Source organism: Pelodictyon luteolum (assembly GCF_001622165.1).
Classification (GTDB): Bacteria; Bacteroidota; Chlorobiia; order Chlorobiales; family Chlorobiaceae; genus Chlorobium; species Chlorobium luteolum_B.
Genome location: NZ_LVWG01000032.1, coordinates 171,627 through 189,737, shown reverse-complemented (window position 1 = coordinate 189,737; position 18,111 = coordinate 171,627). Strand labels below are relative to the sequence as shown.

Annotated in this window: 14 protein-coding genes; 5 read left to right on the top strand and 9 right to left on the bottom strand. The window is 56.9% G+C overall.

Going from position 1 to position 18,111, the window contains the following annotated elements:
- Nucleotides 1-66 precede the first annotated feature (66 nt).
- The 3 genes from A3K90_RS07165 to A3K90_RS07155 form a co-directional block, all read right to left on the bottom strand.
- Nucleotides 67-1,233 (bottom strand): ATP-binding protein, encoded by a 1,167-nt coding sequence (locus A3K90_RS07165; protein WP_303681900.1) that lies wholly within the window; start codon nt 1,231-1,233, stop codon nt 67-69.
- Between the two features lie 13 nt (nt 1,234-1,246).
- A complete protein-coding gene (locus A3K90_RS07160) occupies nt 1,247-2,158 on the bottom strand; it encodes a branched-chain amino acid transaminase (RefSeq protein ID WP_303681899.1) in 912 nt (303 codons plus the stop codon).
- A gap of 130 nt (nt 2,159-2,288) precedes the next feature.
- Entirely contained in the window at nt 2,289-3,494 is a 1,206-nt protein-coding gene (locus A3K90_RS07155) for a 6-phosphofructokinase (RefSeq protein WP_303681897.1), read from the bottom strand.
- Between the two features lie 157 nt (nt 3,495-3,651).
- Here A3K90_RS07155 and A3K90_RS07150 point away from each other — a divergent pair, with 157 nt between their 5' ends.
- On the top strand, nt 3,652-4,920 hold the full coding sequence (locus A3K90_RS07150; RefSeq protein ID WP_303681896.1) for an FtsX-like permease family protein: 1,269 nt from the start codon (nt 3,652-3,654) through the stop codon (nt 4,918-4,920).
- A gap of 30 nt (nt 4,921-4,950) precedes the next feature.
- On the opposite strand, the gene ispF is transcribed toward A3K90_RS07150, so the two are convergent.
- On the bottom strand, nt 4,951-5,424 hold the full coding sequence (ispF, locus tag A3K90_RS07145) for a 2-C-methyl-D-erythritol 2,4-cyclodiphosphate synthase (protein ID WP_303681895.1): 474 nt from the start codon (nt 5,422-5,424) through the stop codon (nt 4,951-4,953).
- Nucleotides 5,425-5,585: 161 nt separating this feature from the next.
- On the opposite strand from ispF, the gene A3K90_RS07140 reads away from it, so the two are divergent.
- A complete protein-coding gene (locus A3K90_RS07140; RefSeq protein ID WP_303681894.1) occupies nt 5,586-6,695 on the top strand; it encodes a DUF4407 domain-containing protein in 1,110 nt (369 codons plus the stop codon).
- A 20-nt stretch (nt 6,696-6,715) separates the two neighbouring features.
- Here the strand turns inward: A3K90_RS07140 and A3K90_RS07135 are convergent, their stop codons facing one another.
- Together A3K90_RS07135 and glgP are read right to left on the bottom strand one after the other, a co-directional pair.
- Nucleotides 6,716-7,648, bottom strand: coding sequence for a dihydroorotate dehydrogenase (locus A3K90_RS07135; protein WP_303681893.1), 933 nt, complete (start codon nt 7,646-7,648; stop codon nt 6,716-6,718).
- A 117-nt stretch (nt 7,649-7,765) separates the two neighbouring features.
- Entirely contained in the window at nt 7,766-9,886 is a 2,121-nt protein-coding gene (gene glgP, locus A3K90_RS07130) for an alpha-glucan family phosphorylase (RefSeq protein ID WP_303681892.1), read from the bottom strand.
- A 156-nt stretch (nt 9,887-10,042) separates the two neighbouring features.
- Between glgP and A3K90_RS07125 the strand changes: the two genes are divergently transcribed.
- Nucleotides 10,043-10,906 carry a metallophosphoesterase gene (locus A3K90_RS07125; RefSeq protein WP_303681891.1) on the top strand — a complete coding sequence of 288 codons (864 nt, stop codon included), beginning with the start codon at nt 10,043-10,045 and terminating at the stop codon, nt 10,904-10,906.
- A gap of 13 nt (nt 10,907-10,919) precedes the next feature.
- On the opposite strand, the gene A3K90_RS07120 is transcribed toward A3K90_RS07125, so the two are convergent.
- Nucleotides 10,920-11,393, bottom strand: coding sequence for a rubrerythrin family protein (locus tag A3K90_RS07120; protein ID WP_303681890.1), 474 nt, complete (start codon nt 11,391-11,393; stop codon nt 10,920-10,922).
- 13 nt (nt 11,394-11,406) lie between these two features.
- Nucleotides 11,407-13,266 carry a carbamoyl-phosphate synthase large subunit gene (carB, locus tag A3K90_RS07115; protein WP_303681889.1) on the bottom strand — a complete coding sequence of 620 codons (1,860 nt, stop codon included), beginning with the start codon at nt 13,264-13,266 and terminating at the stop codon, nt 11,407-11,409.
- A 206-nt stretch (nt 13,267-13,472) separates the two neighbouring features.
- On the opposite strand from carB, the gene A3K90_RS07110 reads away from it, so the two are divergent.
- Entirely contained in the window at nt 13,473-14,702 is a 1,230-nt protein-coding gene (locus A3K90_RS07110) for a bifunctional 3,4-dihydroxy-2-butanone-4-phosphate synthase/GTP cyclohydrolase II (protein ID WP_303681888.1), read from the top strand.
- Nucleotides 14,703-14,752: 50 nt separating this feature from the next.
- Nucleotides 14,753-16,075, top strand: coding sequence for a serine hydroxymethyltransferase (glyA, locus tag A3K90_RS07105; RefSeq protein WP_303681887.1), 1,323 nt, complete (start codon nt 14,753-14,755; stop codon nt 16,073-16,075).
- Nucleotides 16,076-16,150: 75 nt separating this feature from the next.
- Here the strand turns inward: glyA and dnaG are convergent, their stop codons facing one another.
- The gene (gene dnaG / locus A3K90_RS07100) at nt 16,151-18,049 is read right to left on the bottom strand and encodes a DNA primase (RefSeq protein WP_303681886.1); all 1,899 of its coding nucleotides are present in this window, start codon (nt 18,047-18,049) and stop codon (nt 16,151-16,153) included.
- Nucleotides 18,050-18,111 lie beyond the last annotated feature (62 nt).

The window sequence follows — 18,111 nt, the reverse complement described above, 5'->3', positions numbered from 1 at the left end:
GGGTCCTGTCTGCCAGAGAATGGGCGCGTTGGCCCTCAGGCCCGCTGCAGGACGGGGAATTGGGTGTCAGGCCCGCTGCAGGAGGGGCCTGAGGGCAGCGGTGAAGGCGGCCATGACGAGGAGCGGGCTGGCATTGCGCTCGATGGCGCGGATGGATTCCTCGGCCAGGGTGGAGACTCCGAGATAGTCCGGGTTCGGGAAGTTTTTCGCGAACCGGTCGACGGCGTCCGTGATGTCGGGGTTGTTCAGGTTTCTGAACTCCGGTGTTATCCTGCGGTGGCAGGTGTCCTGCAGAAAGAGCAGGATGGCTCCGATGAAGAGGACCAGTTCGGTGCGGGAAAGGTTTTTGGCATGCTCTTCCGAGGCCGTGAGGGCCTCGTGAAAACGTTTCGGTGCAAGCACCTTACGGAGGTAATCGAGCGCCATCCGGCGGATTGCAATGGTTGCGGGCTCTGAAGAGGCCTCATCCTTTCCTGCGATGAGCTCCCATGCAAGCTTGAGGTTGCCCCTTGAGAAATTTACGATGAATCCCAGCTCCGGATCCACAATCTCCGGACGGTTCTCTTCGAGCCATTTCCGGAGGTCAACTGCTGCGACACGCTGGAAACGGATTTCCTGGCACCGTGAACGGATTGTCGCCAGAAGGGAGTCGGGGCGCGAAGTCACCAGAACGAAGAGGACATGCGCCGGTGGCTCCTCGAGCAGCTTCAGGAGCTTGTTTGCGGCCGAGGGGTGGAGCTTTTCGGCCTGGGATATGATGAAGACTTTTCTTGTGCCTTCACGCGGCATGAATGAGGCTTTCTGCTGGAGCGCGACGACCTGCTCTGTAAGGATGCCCATTGAGCGGTCCATTGCAGGTGAGAAGTAGGGGTTCTCTTTTTTCTTTTCGATGAGGGCGAGGAATTGCTCCCGGGCTTCAGTGAACTTTTTGTTGTCTTTTTTCTGCGAGTCACCCCCTTCGAGCAGTGCCGCCTCGACAGGGAAGAGGTATTCAACGTTCGGGTGCATGAACTCCCTGATCTGCAGGCAGTCGGGGCAGGTCCCGCAGGCGCCGTTCCTCACTGCGTCGGGTGATCGGCAGTTCAGCGCTGCAGCCACTTCCAGCGCCGTCATCTCCTTTCCGGAGCCTTCCGGGCCGCTGAAGAGGTAGGCATGAGCCAAACGCCCTTTTTCAAGGGCGTTCGACAGGACGCGGACCTGCTGTTTCTGGCCGATGACCCTGTTCCAGCTCATGCTGCCGATCCCCTCAAATGAAGGTGAGCCAGTTGTAAGGGTCTTCGCCGGTCTGGACGATTTTCAGGTAGTGATGCTGGAGTGCTTCGGTAACGGGCCCGCGTTTTTCATCGCCGATCGGATACTTGTCGATGCTTCTGACGGGTGTGATTTCGGCAGCTGTTCCTGTCAGGAATACCTCGTCGGCGACATAGAGCGCTTCACGCGGAATCATGGTTTCCTTCACCTCATAGCCAAGCTCCCCGGCGATGTGCATGACCGCCTGACGGGTGAATCCCGGAAGAATCGACTGACCCGACATGGGGGTATGGATGATGCCGTCGCGGACGACGAAGATGTTCTCCCCGCTGCCTTCGGATACATAGCCGTTGACGTCGAGCGCGAGTCCTTCAGCGTAGTTGTCCATCAGGGCTTCCATCTTGATCAACTGCGAGTTCAGGTAGTTGCCGCCGGCTTTTGCCCACGAGGGAAGGGTGTTCGGCGCAACGCGGTTCCATGAAGAGACCCGGACGTCGACACCGGTTTCAAGCACGTCATCACCAAGGTAGGTGCCCCATTCCCAGGTGGCGATGGATACCTCAATTGAGGCGCGGTGAGGGTTGACGCCAAGAGCGCCCTGGCCGCGGTATACGATCGGGCGGATGTAGCAGGACTTGTGGCTGTTGGCGTGAATGGTGCTGATGACTGCATCCTTCAGCTCTTTTTCCGAATAGGGGATTTCAATGCGGTAGATCTTCGACGAGTCCCGAAGGCGGCGGATGTGCTCATCAAGAAACAGGATGGCAGATCCTTTTGCGGTTTCATAGCACCGGATGCCTTCAAAGATGGACGACCCGTAGTGGACGACATGCGAGAGGATGTGGATCTTCGCGTCGTTCCAGTCGATCAGTTCCCCGTTCATCCAGATTTTAAGAGACTTGTTCATGATGCGGTCGTTGGTGTGTTTGTTCGTTGCCTGAGTAATCAGCTCAAAGATAGGTTTTGTTTCGGGGTTTTTACAAATCCAAAAAAAAGCCCCGCAGTCGCCTGCGGGGCTGCAATCAATGCGGAATGAATCAGTAGATCCGCTCGTACACGCCCTCTACTTCGCGCATGATCGGTTCGTACTCAACCGGATTGCGGCCGAAGCAGATGCCGAGTGCCTCATACATGGCGACCTGTTCGAGATCGACATGTCGCTGCACGATGGCTTTTTCCGATTCGATGTACTCGACCTTGCGTCCCTTCACCTTTGACACGGTCACACCGGTTTTGCCCTCAAGAAGGAGCAGGACGGCGGCGGCTCCGGCTTCGAACCCGAAGTTGGTATCGTAGGCTGACGAGCTTCCGCAGCGGACAAGGTGGCCGGGATGGATTTCGCGGACCTCGGGGATCTCGTAGATTCCTTCGACGAACATGCCTGTTTCTTTCATGAAGAGCGGCATTGCCGGGTCGGCTTTCATCCGCTTCTGGATCTCCTGGCAGGTGAACTTGCCGGCTCCGGCAAGCTTCTTGTGGCCGAATGCATCGATGCCTGCCGACTCGTCGACAATGTCGCTTCCGTCTGCATTTTTCAGGCCTTCGGCGACGACGATGGTGTAGGTTCCGCTGTGGACATCGCTCTGGCGGATCCTGCGGGTGAAACGCTCGGCGAGGTGCCGGTATACGACGTCCCAGTCAGCGGGGATTTCAGGTATGAGGATGCAGTCCGCTTCTGCGGCAACGCCGCTGCGGAATGCAGTATGACCCGCATAGCGTCCGAATACCTCGGTGACCAGTACCCGGTTGTGGGTCTTGCCAGTGGTTTTCAGGTCGTGGACGAACTCGGTGATGCGGTTGATGGTGGAGTCGCCGCCGACCGAATAAGTCTGCAGATCGAGATCCATTGTTTTTGGTGCATGAATGCACTGGATGCCGTTCTGGTTGAGGTCAACCATGACGCTGCCGGAGTCGTCGCCGCCGCTGATGACGAGGCCGTCAAGGTCGAACTTCTTCATGCCGGCCTTGATGCGGTTGTATTTTTCGGGGTTGCTGATCGCTTTGATCTTGACGCGGGAGTGGCCAGCTTCGGAACCGGCGAATGTTGCGTCGAATTTATCGAGGCGCTGCTGATCAAGCTGAACGAGGCTTTCCTGATCTATGAGGTTGTAAAGGCCTGCGTAGCCGTTGGGAATGACGAAGAGCTCAAGGCCTTTCGCCTGTGCCATGAGGGCTGCGCCTTTCAGGACCGCGTTGAGTCCACCGCAGTCGCCGCCGCTCGTGAGAATGCCAATTTTTTTCACCGTAACGATCTCCTTGTGTCTCTTTAGGGGTGGATTATGATGCCCTGATTTATGTATACTGTGATGTGATCTGCCAATGCTGCGTTTCCATTGGCCGGTGCTGCTGTACTGCAGTCAAAATAGATTTTTTGTGTGATTTTTCAACGCTAATTCTCCCATGAACTGGACCGATCTCTTCAGGATTGCCTGGGTGCATCTCAGGGAGCGGAAGCGTCAGACCCTCCTTACCGCGCTCGGTGTCGCCGTGGGTTCGGCTATGCTCGTGACGACCATCTCCGTTGCGAAGGGCTCCTCGGCCAATGTGGTGTCGAAAGTGATCGATACGGTGCCGAACGTTGTCGTCCGTGCTGAGCGGGTGAGGGTTGCCGTGCCTGACAACATCATCCCTCCCGGGTCCGGGAGGGTGTCGATGGTGGTGAAGAATGTGATACCCGACCGCCCTTTGGTGATCAAGGACTATCTGGGCGTAGTCGAGGGTATTTCCCGTGAGAGCGGCCTGAAGGGGATATCTCCATTTGTCGAAAGCAGGGTAATTGCCCGCAACCGGAGCCGGTTCACCGCCTGCGTGGTGAAGGGCGTGGTGCCTTCACTCGAGGCAGATATTGCCGGGCTTGAGAAGAACCTTCTGGAGGTGAACGCCCTTGCAGAACTTGCCTATACTTCTGAGGGCATCATTCTCGGTGACCTTCTGGCCGCAAAACTCCACGCATCCCATGGCGACAGAATCGTGCTCGTGAACCGTGATGGCAGGGAGTTTTCAGCAACAGTTGTGGGTCGCTTCAGCAGCGGGTTCAATGCAAAGGATGAGCGGGAAGCGTTTGTGAACCTTCCGCTCGCACGGCGTATGGAGTCTGTTGCGCCGAACGCCGTGACGGGTATCGGTCTTTCGGTGGATAATGTCGAGCAGGCTTCCATGACGGCGGCTGCCGTCCAGGCTGCAACAGGCTACCGGAGCGAAAGCTGGGATGAGACCAATCGCAACGTGATTGATTTCTACAACCGCAACGCCGCCATCACCCTTGTGCTTGTGGGGTTTGTCTTTATCGTTGCCGGGCTTGGGGTGTCTTCGGTGATGACCACCGTGGTGCTGCAGAAGGTGAAGGATATCGCCATCATGCGTTCAATGGGGGTGCAGGCGGGAAGCATCACCGGAATCTTCATGCTCGAAGGACTCATGATCGGCATTCTCGGGGTCCTTGTCGGAAGCCCGATCGGTCATGTGATCTGTCATTTCGTGTCGTCAATACGCTTTACGGCGACGACGGCCGGGGTGCTGAAGGCGGACCGGATCAACATCCTTGAAACACCCGATGCGCATCTTCTGGTGATCGCCTTCGGCATCTTCATCGCAGTCCTTTCATCTATCAGTCCTGCACGCAAGGCTACCCGGTACATGCCGGTTCAGGTCCTTCGCGGAGAGGTCTGAGATTCGGCATGTGCCCTTCCGGGCAGTACCTCAGAGTGTGTCGATGATGCAGACGGCATGGGCTGCTGCGCCCTCTTCACGGCCGATGTAGCCGAGTTTTTCGTTGGTGGTCGCCTTCACGGAAACAAGGGATGTGTCAATATCAAGGCAGCGTGCGATGTTGCGGCGCATGTCTGCAACGTAGGGGGCGATTTTCGGGGCTTCAAGAAGCAGCATGGCATCGACATTGACCGTCCTGTACCCGTTTTTCGTCAGGAGTTTTCCGACATGCTTCAGGAGTATCATACTGTCGATGTCCTTGTACTCGGCGCTGGTATTGGGAAAGTGCAGGCCGATGTCTCCGAGAGCGGCAGCTCCGAGGAGCGCGTCGCTGACTGCGTGGAGCAGCACGTCGGCATCACTGTGCCCTTCAAGTCCTTTCGGGGAGGGAATGTCGACGCCGCCGACGATGAGTTTGCGGCCTTCAGCAAAGGGGTGTACATCGATACCGATTCCAATACGCATGACGCTTCGGGGTTTTGTTGGTGTTGCAGCTGACCTTTAAGATAGGATAAATCGGTGAATATCAGAACCCTCACCGGGGATTGGTTTTTCGAAACGGTGACGTACATTTATGAACACGGGCTTTTCTGTAACATCACCCCCCGATGCAGGGTCCCATGAGCATGTCCCGCTTATACCGCCTTCAGCGTTTTTTCTGTATCGCGTCCGGCACGCCGATTGAGATCATAGAAAAATACCCCACCGAGCACAGCAAGTACACCGGTATCGGTGCAACGATTTTCTTTACAGCTCTTTTTGCCTCCCTCTCCGGCGGCTACGCACTCTTTTTTGTTTTTTCCGGCAACCCGCTCGGTTCCCTCTGGGCGGTGCTTTTCGGGGTGGTATGGGGGCTTGCCATTTTTAATCTTGACCGCTACATCGTTTCAAGCATCAAGAAGACTTCGAAAGGGCTGAGGCAGTTCTATCAGGCATCTCCACGGCTGGTGTTTGCCGTTCTTATTGCCATCGTCATCGCCCGTCCGCTTGAATTGAAGATTTTTGACAAGGAAATACGGGCGCGTCTTGAGGAAAAGTACCTGGCGGCAGAGCAGGCTCAGATTGCGGGGGTGCAGGACGCCTTCATGCAGAAATACGGTATGGAGGCCGGACAGCTCGAGCGGTTCCAGAAAGAGTACGACACCCTATCCCACGATGTGGACCGGCTGCGGGAGGAACTGAAACGGGAGGTGTTCGGCACAAGCAGCAGCACCACCTCAGGCGTGCCGGGATACGGTACCTATGCGAAGAACAAGGAAGAGGTGGTGCAGGCCAAGCAGCAGCGACTGGCATTCCTTGCGGTGCAGGTCACCCGGCTTGAGGAATATCTCAACAGTCGGAAACATGCCGAGGGGCTCAACAGCCAGATGATGCTTTCTGAAAGGATGCTCGCCGGGAAAGCGGCAACGGCTGGGTTTGCCGACCGCAATTGGGCTCTAGGGGAACTGGCTCACTCCGATGATGACGCCAGCCGTTCATCGGCCAATGCCATTGCGTTCATCACGATGCTCTTCATCGCGCTTGAGTGCGCCCCTTTGATTGTGAAGCTGCTGAGTGATCAGGGTCCCTCGGATGTCGACGTCAGTGAAACGGAGTCACGCATCATCGCTCAGCTCACCAACACGGCGTTCATGTCAAAGAACCGCATCATCCGTCAGTACCGGATCATGGGCTCCAAAACCGGCGGCCGGCGTCGGAGCCGGTTCCTTTCCACCCGCCGGAGCATGCGTCTGTAGCGATATTGTGAAGAGCTCTGTCAGCCGGTGACGAGACATCCGCGGAATGCTTCCATGGATGGCGCGCCGGGTTTACCGAAGAACGCCTCCATCGCTGTGGCGATCTTTTCGCCGATATCGGGCTGAACGAAGTTCATGGTGCCGATCTGCACCGCGCCGGCACCTGCTACCAGGAACTCCATCGCATCATCGAACGATGCGATTCCGCCCATGCCGACAATGGGGATGGATACGGCATTGTTGACCTCCCATACCTTTGCGAGCGCGACCGGCTTGATGGCTGGTCCTGAGAGACCGCCGGTGACGTTTTTCAGGAGCGGTCTGCGTGCCTTCCAATCGATGGCCATTCCTACCAGGGTATTGATCAGCGATACCGAGTCTGCTCCGGCTTTTTCGGCCGCAAGGGCGATGGAGCTGATTGATGTCACATTCGGCGTGAGCTTGATCATGAGGTGGCGTTCAGTGATGCTCCTGAGTTCGGTGACGATTTCTCGGGTGGCATCGGGGCTGACCCCCATAATCATGCATTCGCCTTTCACGTTCGGGCAGGAGAGGTTGATCTCATACCCGTCAAGGCCCGGGACGGCGTCGAGGCGCGAGACCACTTCAGCATACTCGTCGATCGAGCGGCCGGCGATGTTGACGACGATCGCGGTGCCGAGTGTTTGGAGGAATGGGACTTTATCCGAGATGAACCGGTCGATGCCGACGTTTGCCAGCCCGATAGCGTTGATCATGCCCGAAGGGGTTTCGGCGATGCGCTGCGGCGGATTGCCGGCACGCGGCTCAAGCGAGATGGCTTTCGTGACAATGCCGCCGATTTTGGAAAGATCAGTGAGCCGGCAGAGCTCCTCGCCGTAAGATACCGTGCCCGATGCGAGCATAACGGGGGATTTGAGGCAGAGGCCACGGCCGAGGTCGATGGCTGCCGCTGTTGCATGTTTGTTCGCCATGTCGTGCTGTTTCTGGTTGATGCCCGTTACTCGGGCAGAACACAAAAGGGGCTGCCGGTTCATGTGCCGGCAGCCCCCCTGTTTCCTGTTCCGTTCAGCTGCCCCGTGAGGCACAGCTCATTTCCCTTCTTTCGTCAGGTAGTACTGGTTTGCGTAATCGCGGACCATGCGGTGGGTGTTGTATTCCGGTGCGATGGTGGCGATTGCGTTGCGGATTTTCTTGATCCAGCGGGTCGGGATGTTGTTTGCATTCCGTTCGTAGAATGTCGGCAGGATCTGGTTTTCCAGCACCTGGTACATCTGCTCGGCGTCGAAACGGTCCTGCTCCTCGTAGTTCTCGAAAGTTTCGCCGTGACCGATCGACCATCCGTTTTCGCCGTTGTATGCTTCAGGCCACCAACCATCAAGAACGCTGAAGTTCAGTCCGCCATGCAGGACAGTCTTTTCGCCCGAGGTGCCGCTGGCTTCCATCGGACGCACCGGGTTGTTCAGCCAGATGTCGACGCCCGAGACCATGCGTTTTGCCACGCCGAGGTTGTAGTTTTCGAGGAAGATGACCTTGCCGGTGAACTGCGGACGGCGAGAGTGCTCGACAATCTGGCGGATGAAGTCCTTTCCGGCGTCGTCGTGCGGATGGGCCTTTCCTGCAAATACGATCTGCAGCGGCATTTTCGGATTGTTGATGATTCTGTTCAGGCGATCGAGGTCGCTGAAGATCATCGGGGCCCGCTTGTAGGTCGCAAAGCGGCGAGCGAATCCGATGGTGAGAATATCGGGAGAGAGCGTGTTCTTGTCCGAGCGCATTGCGTCGTACTGGTTGTAGCCCGACATGCTGTGCTGGTGGAAGAGCTGGTTTGCCAGATAGCGGTAGATGAAGTCGATCAGGTTCCGCTTCAGGGTATAGCGCAGCGACCAGAGCTCTTCGTCGGAGACCTTCGCGAGCGCGGCTTCGGCGGCTTCTCTCGAGAGGGTCATGTCTTCAATGCCCGTCGATACGCGGTTCCAGAAGGTTTCGGTGTAGCCGCATGCCCAGCTGGGAGCATGCACGCCGTTGGTGATGTGGCCGATCGGTACATCTTCGACTTTTTTGCCGGCATAGAGGTGCTGCCACATTTCACGTGACACCTGTCCGTGCAGTTTTGAAACGCCGTTGGCTGCGCGCGAGAGCTGGAGGGCAAGCACCGTCATGGTGAAGAGCCCCTGGGTGTTTTTCGGGTCTTCGGAACCAAGCAGCATCAGGTCTTCGAAGTCCATGCCTGTCAGGGCGAGGTACTTGTCGAAGGTGTAATGCATCATGTCTCTGGAGAACCGGTCGTGGCCGGCAGGGACGGGGGTATGGGTGGTGAAGACACAACGGGAGCGGACGGCCTCCATGGCAGCCTCTTTTTTCTTTCCGGCTGCAAGTTCAGAGGCAAGGAGCTCAAGGGTAAGGAATGCCGAGTGGCCTTCGTTCATATGGTAGACCGAAGGGGTCAGGCCGAGTGCGCCGAGAAGTTTTGCGCCGCCGATGCCAAGAACGATCTCCTGATTGATGCGCATGTTCTGGTCACCGCCGTATACCCTGCAGCAGATGTCGCGGTAGTGCGATTCGTTTGCCGGGATGTTGGTGTCGAGCAGATAGAGCACGGCACGCCCTACTTTCAGCTTCCACGCCTGGGCGAAGACTTCGCTCTGGGCAATGTTGACCGAGATGATGAGGTCCTTGCCGTCGGGGCCGGTGACTTTTTCGATCGGAAGGCTTTCAGGGTACTGGAGAGGGTAGTCCTCCATCTGCCAGCCGTCGTGGTTGAGGTACTGGCGGAAATAGCCTTCTTTATAGAAGAGGGTGACGCCGACGAAGTTGATGCCGAGGTCGCTTGCCGACTTGATGTGATCGCCGGAAAGGACGCCGAGTCCGCCCGAGTAGATGCGAACACTTTCATGGATGCCGAACTCGGCGCTGAAGTATGCGACGGGGTTCTTTGTCAGTTCCGGTGCGTTCAGTGCGGCCCAGGTGTCTTTTTTCTCCATGTATTCGCAGAAACGGGCGTGCACGCCCTCAATGCGTTCGCCGAGCTGACACTGGCAGCGGGCTGCGAGTTCATCGTTGGATATGTGGCGGAGGAGTTCGACCGGGTTGTGGTTGTTCCGCTCCCAGAGCAGGGGGGAGAGGTCTTCGAAAATCTGTTTAGCTTCGGTATCCCATGACCACCAGAGGTTTCCGGTGAGCTCTTTCAGTGCAATTATCTTTTTTTGCATGGTTGTGTGGGGTATTTTGCAGGCATTGCTGCCGCGGATTGGATGAAAGGAAGTATCTTCCTGCAGTGAGGGTTATTACGGCATTTTTATGTGCCTCATAATTTCAATGGCTCAATTTACTCTTTTAGAATTGAAAACCGCAATCTTCTGCAATTGATGGGTGAAGAAGTAAAAATTGCACATATCTCCGACCTGCACATTGCTGGGCGGGGGGATCGTCGCCAGCTGCAGGATCTCGACCGGATGCTCGGCCATTTCAGCAGTTCAGGGGTTGACCATCTGGTCATTTCCGGAGACCTTTCCGACCGGGCTAAAGAGGCGGACTGGGAAATCGTAAGGGAGCTTCTTCTGCGGCACGGCTGGTATCACTGGGGACGCACGACCGTGATTCCCGGTAACCACGACATCATCAATCTGGAGGAGGAGATGCGGTTTTACAATGCCCTGAATCCTCTTCCCGGCATGCGGCATCGTGCCTGCACTGCAAAGGCTGCACGGTTCTGCCGTTTTTTCCAGGAGCTGGTGACGGGAGACGAGCTTGGTGACGCTGCGTTTCCGTTCATCAAGGTCCTGCGATTCCCCACCCTCAAACTGGCCATTGCCGCCTTCAATTCCGTCAACGCATGGTCGGCGACGGATAATCCGCTCGGCTCAAGAGGGTACATAGAGCCTTCAGAGCTGCGGGCGGTAAGCTCTCCTGCTGTCAAGAAGGCGCTTGATGGGTGTTTTACCCTCGGCCTCTGCCATCATGCATTGAAAGTATATGGCACCGACTCGCTGCTTGACCAGGCGTTCGACTGGACGATGGAGCTGAAGAACCGTCAGGAGTTTCTCGGTGTTATGCGCGATATAGGTGCGCAGGTTGTGCTGCACGGACATTTTCACCGGTTCCAGTCCTACACTCTCGGCGGCGTCCGGTTCATCAACGGGGGAAGTTTCCGCTACAGCCCCGAGCGCTACAGTCTGCTCGAGGTTGCGGGTTCGGGTGAGTTTTCCCAGCGGTTTGTGGTGATGTCCTGAAAAAACGGAGGGATCAGGCTCCAAGCCCGTTTCCTTCCATGTACTCCCTGATTCTCAGGGCATGGTCGCGGTCTTCCTGATTCAGCTGCTTGAATATGCTTGCCGCAGCTGATTCAGTAGGGCTGTCGAGAAATTCCTGATAGTGTGATTCACCTGCTGAAAGCTCAAGCTCAAGGGCCGCCATAAATCGTTCTGCTCTCGGGACGGGCTGCTTTTGGAATGCGTCTATGAGGGATTTGATTCGGTTGTTGGCTTTCTGGAGAACCTCCAGGTCTTTTGCGAGGAGGTTTCCGGGAAAGAACGTCTCAGGCTGCGGCTGTTTTTTTTCCTGCTGCAGGAGCGAGGCGTGGCCACGCTCTTCCATGGCAAGCTGCCACCAGAAGTCTTCATCTTCTTCCGATGCGTCGTGGTAGAGGGTATAGAGCTTTGCCAGATTGAGCTCAAGCTGGATCGACTCGTCCAGATGCCGGTGGTAGGTTTCCTTCATGGCCCCTGATGGTTTATTTGGTATTGCGGTAGGACGCATATTCCTGGAGGCTTTTCACTCCGAACTCCTGATGGCGGATGCAGTCGATTGCCTGCACGGAGGCTTCAGCAGCTTCTATGGTGGTGACAAACGGCACGTTGCTGAGCACCGAGGCCGCACCAATGGCCTCTTCGTCGTGGAGCGCCTGCTCACCCCTCGGGGTGTTGATGACGAAGTTGATCTTGCCGTGCTTGATGATGTCAAAAATGTTTGGCCGGCCCTCTTCGCCTACCTTGAACACCATTTTGCATTCAATACCGTTGTCTTTCAGGAACCGGTAGGTGCCTTCCGTTGCGACGAGGTCGAAGTCCATCCGGTACAGCGAACGGGCAATGTCGAGAATGCGGTGGTTCTTGTCCTGGTCGTTGACGCTGATGAAGACAGAGCCTGAGAGCGGGAGGTGCATGTTTGCCGCCTGGTAGGCTTTGGCAAACGCTTCGGGGAATTCTTCGGCAAGGCTCATGGCCTCTCCGGTAGAGCGCATTTCGGGGCCGAGGTAGACGCCGGACTTGACGAATTTCGAGAAGGGGAAGACCGGTTCCTTGATGGCCATGTGTTTCATGCCGAGTTCGTCGCAGTCTTTCAGATCGAATTCGCGGCGAAGGTCCGAGAGCTTTTCGCCAAGCATGACCCGGGTTGCGATTTTCACGACGGGGATGGCCGTCGCCTTGCCGACGAACGGCACGGTGCGGCTGGCCCTCGGGTTCACTTCAATCACATAGACGCTGTTGTTCTGCACTGCGTACTGCACGTTCATGAGCCCGACCACCTTTATGTTCCGGGCCATGATGCGGGTGTACTCCTTCATCTTTGCGATGACCTCCGGGCTGATGTTGTGGTAGGGGAGGATGGAGGTGGAGTCGCCGCTGTGGATGCCTGCGGCCTCGACATGCTGCATAATGCCGCTGATGACGCAGTCGCTCTCGTCGGCAATGGCGTCGATGTCGAACTCGACGGCGGTTTCCAGGAAGCGGTCGACGAGGAGCGGGTACTTTTCAGTGATGAAGAGCGCCTGGTCGACGTACTCCTTCAGGGAGTCGTCGCTGTAAATGATTTTCATTGCCCGGCCGCCGAGCACGTAGCTTGGGCGGACGAGGACCGGATAACCGATCCGACGGGTAATGGCCTGGGCCTCCTCAAGGCAGACGGCTGTGCCGTATTCAGGGTGCGGGATGTTGAGGCGGTCGAGCAGGGCGCCGAACTTCTTCCGGTCTTCGGCAAGGTCGATGCCTTCCGGTGAGGTGCCGAGGATGGTTACACCCGCTTCGTGCAGTCTGCCGGAGAGCTTCAGGGGGGTCTGTCCGCCGAAGCTGACAATGACACCGAGAGGCTGCTCGTGCTCAATGATGCGGATGGTGTCTTCGAAGGTGAGCGGTTCGAAGTATAGTTTGTCGGCGATGTCGTAGTCGGTCGAGACGGTTTCGGGGTTGCAGTTGACCATGATGGTCTCGTAGCCGGCTTCCCTGAGGGCGAAGACCGCCTGCACGCAGCAGTAGTCGAACTCGATGCCCTGACCGATGCGGTTCGGGCCGCCGCCGAGGATTATCACCTTTTTCCTGTCTGAAGAGATGGATTCGTTCTCCAGATCATAGGTGGAGTAGTGGTAGGGAGTTTTTGCGTCGAATTCCGCAGCGCAGGTGTCGACGGTTTTAAAGACCGAGTCGAGGCCGTACTGCTTTCGGAGCTGCCGAACAACGGCTTCCTCAGTGCTGAATATGTTGGCGATCTGGGTATCGGAAAAACCGTGTTCCTTGGCTTTGCGGAGACGGTCCAGAGGGAGTTTCGCCGCCAGTGCGGCAACCTCGGCGCTGAGGGCGGAAGCGTGTGTGCTCATGCAGTCTCGAATGGTTTAATGGCTCTTAGACGGGGCTGACGGTAAAGGTAATGATTCAGTGCTTTATAATAAAGCCCGAAGAGTATACGAAAATGCGGTCCGATAACAAAAGTGGAGGGCTGCAGGCTGAAAATGGACGGGGATTTTTTTTACATTACAGGGACTTTTACAGGCCGACGGCCAGAACCAACAGCGTACAACCCCACATGGACACCATCAAATTCGATACGATAGAGTCGGCGGTAGATGATATCAGGCAGGGCAAACTGGTTATTGTCATTGATGACGAGGACCGGGAGAACGAGGGCGATTTCATTGCCGCGGCTGACCATGTGACAACGGAGATGATCAATTTCATCACCCGCGAGGCACGCGGACTGCTCTGCGTCGCCGTCACGATGCAGAGGGCCCGGGAGCTCCAGCTTGATCCTATGGTCCAGCGCAACACCTCGCAGCATGAAACCAATTTCACCGTATCCGTTGACGCCATTGCCGAAGGGGTGACTACAGGGATCTCCGCATACGACCGGGCGATGACCATCAAGATGCTCGGCGACCCGGCCTCGCATGCCGACAGCTTTTCACGTCCCGGACACATTTTCCCGCTCCGTGCCATGGATGGCGGGGTGCTGCGCCGGGTCGGCCATACCGAAGCGGCTGTAGACCTCGCCCGGCTTGCCGGCTGCAGCCCTGTCGGACTGCTCTGCGAGATCCTCCACGACGACGGCAGCATGGCCCGCCTTCCTGAGCTTTTGAAGTTCAAGGAGAAGTTCGGTTTGAAGCTCATCACCATCAAGGATCTGGTGGCTTACCGTATGCAGCGCAATAAACTCGTCGAGCGCGCCGTCGAGTCGAAGCTTCCGACCGCCTATGGAGATTTCGGTCTGATCGCCTACGAGTCGTTCATCGACCACCACAACCATATGGCGTTCGTGAAGGGCGATGTTTCCAGCGGCGAGCCGGTGCTTGTGCGGGTGCACTCGCAGTGCGCGACCGGGGACACCTTCGCATCGCTTCGCTGCGACTGCGGCAACCAGCTGGCCTCGGCACTCCGCATGATCGAAAAAGAGGGTCGCGGGGTGCTGGTCTACCTCATGCAGGAAGGACGGGGGATCGGCCTCATCAACAAGCTCAAGGCCTACAACCTGCAGGACGAAGGGTTCGATACCGTCGAGGCTAATGAGCAGCTTGGTTTCAAGGCCGATCTTCGCGATTACGGCATAGGTGCCCAGATTCTTCAGGACCTCGGTGTCCGCAAGATGCGCCTCCTTACCAACAACCCCAAGAAGGTCATCGGCCTTGAGGGTTACGGGCTTGAGATCGTCGAGCGCGTACCGCTTGAAATTGCCCCGAACGAAGTGAACCAGTTCTATCTGGAGACCAAGCGGGACAAGATGGGTCACATGATCAGCTGCTCATGCCACAAAGGCCACTGAAACTTCAATTCAACCATAAACTTCCGTAACGGAAAAAGGAACGATACACGATGGACACCGATATCCTGAAGATGCAGGACCGTGAGGTTTTTGATGCGATTGCCGGTGAAACGGTCCGCCAGATGGAAACTCTCGAGCTGATTGCCTCGGAGAACTTCACCAGCCGTGCGGTCATGCAGGCCTGTGGTTCGGTGATGACCAACAAGTATGCCGAGGGCTATCCCGGCAAGCGATACTATGGCGGATGCGAGTTTGTCGACATCGCCGAGGATCTGGCCCGTGAGCGTGCCAGGAAACTGTTCGGGTGCGAGTATGTCAACGTACAGCCGCATTCGGGTTCGAGTGCCAATATGGCGGTGCTTTTTTCCGTTCTGAAGCCCGGCGACCGCATCATGGGCCTTGATCTTTCCCATGGGGGCCACCTGACCCACGGCAGCTCCGTGAACTTTTCAGGCCAGATGTTCGACGCCCGCTCATACGGGGTGGACCGTGAGAGTGGCATCATCGACATGAACAAGGTCGAGGAGATGGCTCTTGAGTTCAAGCCTCGCATGATCATCTGCGGTGCAAGTGCCTACTCCCAGGGGTTCGACTTCAAGGCCTTCCGCGACATCGCCGACAAGGTCGGTGCGTTCCTCATGGCTGATATCGCACACCCTGCAGGTCTCATTGCCGCAGGACTGCTTACGGACCCGATGCCGCACTGCCATTTCGTGACCACCACCACTCATAAGACCCTCCGTGGTCCCCGTGGCGGGATGATCATGATGGGCAAGGACTTTGAGAACCCGATGGGCATCACCATCAAGACGAAGAACGGCTTGAGGGTGAAGATGATGTCGGAGGTGATGGACGCCGAGGTCATGCCCGGCATCCAGGGCGGTCCGCTTATGCATATCATCGCCGGAAAAGCGGTCGCTTTTGGTGAGGCGCTTCGTCCCGAATTCCGCGAATATGCCGTGCAGGTGCGCAAAAACGCCGCAGCGATGGCGGAGCGCTTTACTTCCCTCGGATACAATATCGTCAGCGGAGGCACAAAGAACCATCTCATGCTGCTTGACCTGCGCAACAAGGATGTCAATGGCAAAGTTTCCGAGAACCTCCTGCACGATGCGGGCATCACGGTCAACAAGAATATGGTGCCTTTCGACGACAAGTCCCCCTTCGTGACCAGTGGCATACGCATCGGAACTGCCGCCATGACAACGAGGGGCATGAAGGAAGCCGATGCTACACTCATTGCCGAACTCATCGACCGGGTGATCACCGGAGCAGCCGGGAGCACTATCGCTGCGACCTGCAAAGAGGTGAAGGCTGAGATCCGTTCGCTCTGCCTCCAAAACCCGCTTGAAGGCTATGGCGTGACTCCCTGAGGCCCCATTTCCTTCTGCAGCCTTACAGCCGTTCCGGGGTTTTCACCGGGGCGGCTTTTTTTATGTGTGAAGGGCCTACTGGCGGCGCTCGAGGATGGCGGAGATCATCTCGCTCAGTTCGAGAGCGGTGGTGCGGATCTTTTTGTCGAGGGTGATTTTTTCCCTGGAAAGGGCGATTTCCTTTTCGGTTTCCGCCTCGGTCCGTATCGCCTCCGTCAGCCGGTCCTTTTCGTCAAGCAGCGGCTCAAGGATCAGGTTTTTGAAGGCATCGAGAAACATCCCGAGGCACCGTCTTGCGCTGTCGCCGTGCAGGTCGGTTTTTTCAAGCCACTTATTGCTTACCGGCTGGTCCATGAGGAGTCCCGTGGCCAGGTCTTCGGCATCCGGCCGGCCGAAGAGGCCGATTTCGGTCGCCACGTCGATGCGGGCATCCGGGTCGGCGGAGATTTCGTGGTAGCGGCGGATCATGTGCAGGAAAATATGCTGGGCGGCCGGGTTCCGCAGTGTCAGCATCGCTTCGTGAGATGCGGCGAACTCAAGGACGACATTGCCGTATGCCGTGCTTTCAAGGAGCGCTTTCACAAAGGTCTTCTCAAGCACGGAAATAGGGCCGGTGTTAACCGGTTTCACCTGCTTCGCTCGCCCGGGCGGCGGCGGGGGAGCGCTCTCTCTTTTTCCGGAATTTCCGGCAGGGAGCACTTCGTGGAGGGCCTGCAGGCTGATCCCGATTTTTTCGGAAAGTTCCTGCAGGTATAGCTCCCGGCGGACGGGGTCTCCAGTGAGTCCGATGGTTCGGGCCATGCTGCCGATCGCATCGGCCTTCAGTTCCGGGGTCCTGAATGCGCCTGCATCCTGGTGGAACCGGATCTGAAAATCCAGGAAGCTGAGGCTTTCTTTTCTGGCGAACGCCAGAAACTTCTCCCTGCCTTCCCTTTTGACGAAACTGTCAGGGTCGTCTCCCGGTGGCAGCATGAGGATGACGGGGGTGATGTTTTCCGAAAGCAGGATGTCGATGCCCGCCATCATGGACTTCTTTCCGGCAGGGTCCGCATCGTAGACGAAGAGCACGCTTTTGGCGTAGCGCCCTATGATTCTGGCCTGGTATCGGGTCAGTGATGTCCCGCATGATGCCACGGCTGAGGTGATGCCGGCCTGGTGGAGCGCCAGCACATCCATGTATCCCTCAACGAGGATGGCCTCGCCGCTTGTACGGATTTCATTTTTTGCCGTGTTGAGCCCGTAGAGGAGTTTCGACTTTTCAAAGATGGAGCTTTCCTGCGAATTCAGGTACTTCGGCGTGTCGGAGCTTTTTTCGAGGGTTCTGCCGCCAAAGCCTACAACCTGGCCTCCGATGGAGAAGATGGGAAAGATGACACGGTTTCGGAATGTGTCGTACCAGGACTTTTTCTGGCGGTTTTCAGTGATGAGCCCGAGGCTTTCAAGGTGCTTGTGCTCGATGCCTGCTTTTTTCGCTGCATGGAGCAGGTGGTCCCAGCCGGGGGGGGCGTAGCCTAGCCCGAAGCTTTTGATGGTTGCCGCAGATAGCCCCCGTTCGGCCGCAAGATAGGCGTATCCGCTGCTTCCGTGGTCTGCCTCAAGCGCGGAGTGGAAATGGCGGGCCGCCCAGCGGAGGGTGTCGGTACGGGTGTCCTTTTTCGCGTCCTCTGCGTCGTTCTTCGATGTGAACCGGCTGATGTCCATGCCCGACCGTTTTGCTACCAGTTCGACAGCTTCGGGGAAGGAGACTTTTTCCATCTCCATCACAAAGGAGAAAACATTGCCTCCCTTGCCGGTAGAGAAACATTTGTAAATCTGTTTCTCAGGCGAAACGACGAACGAGGGTGTTTTTTCCTGCGTGAACGGAGACAGTGCCTTGAAGCTGCGTCCGGTTTGTCGCAGGGTGAGGTAGTCGGAGATGATGTCGACAATGTCAGCCGCCTGGCGGACTTCATCGATGGTCTCATGGGGGATCATCCGTCTTTTTTTGTCCTGATTGCATTATGTATTAGCGGTATCTATTGAAATATCCGCAACAT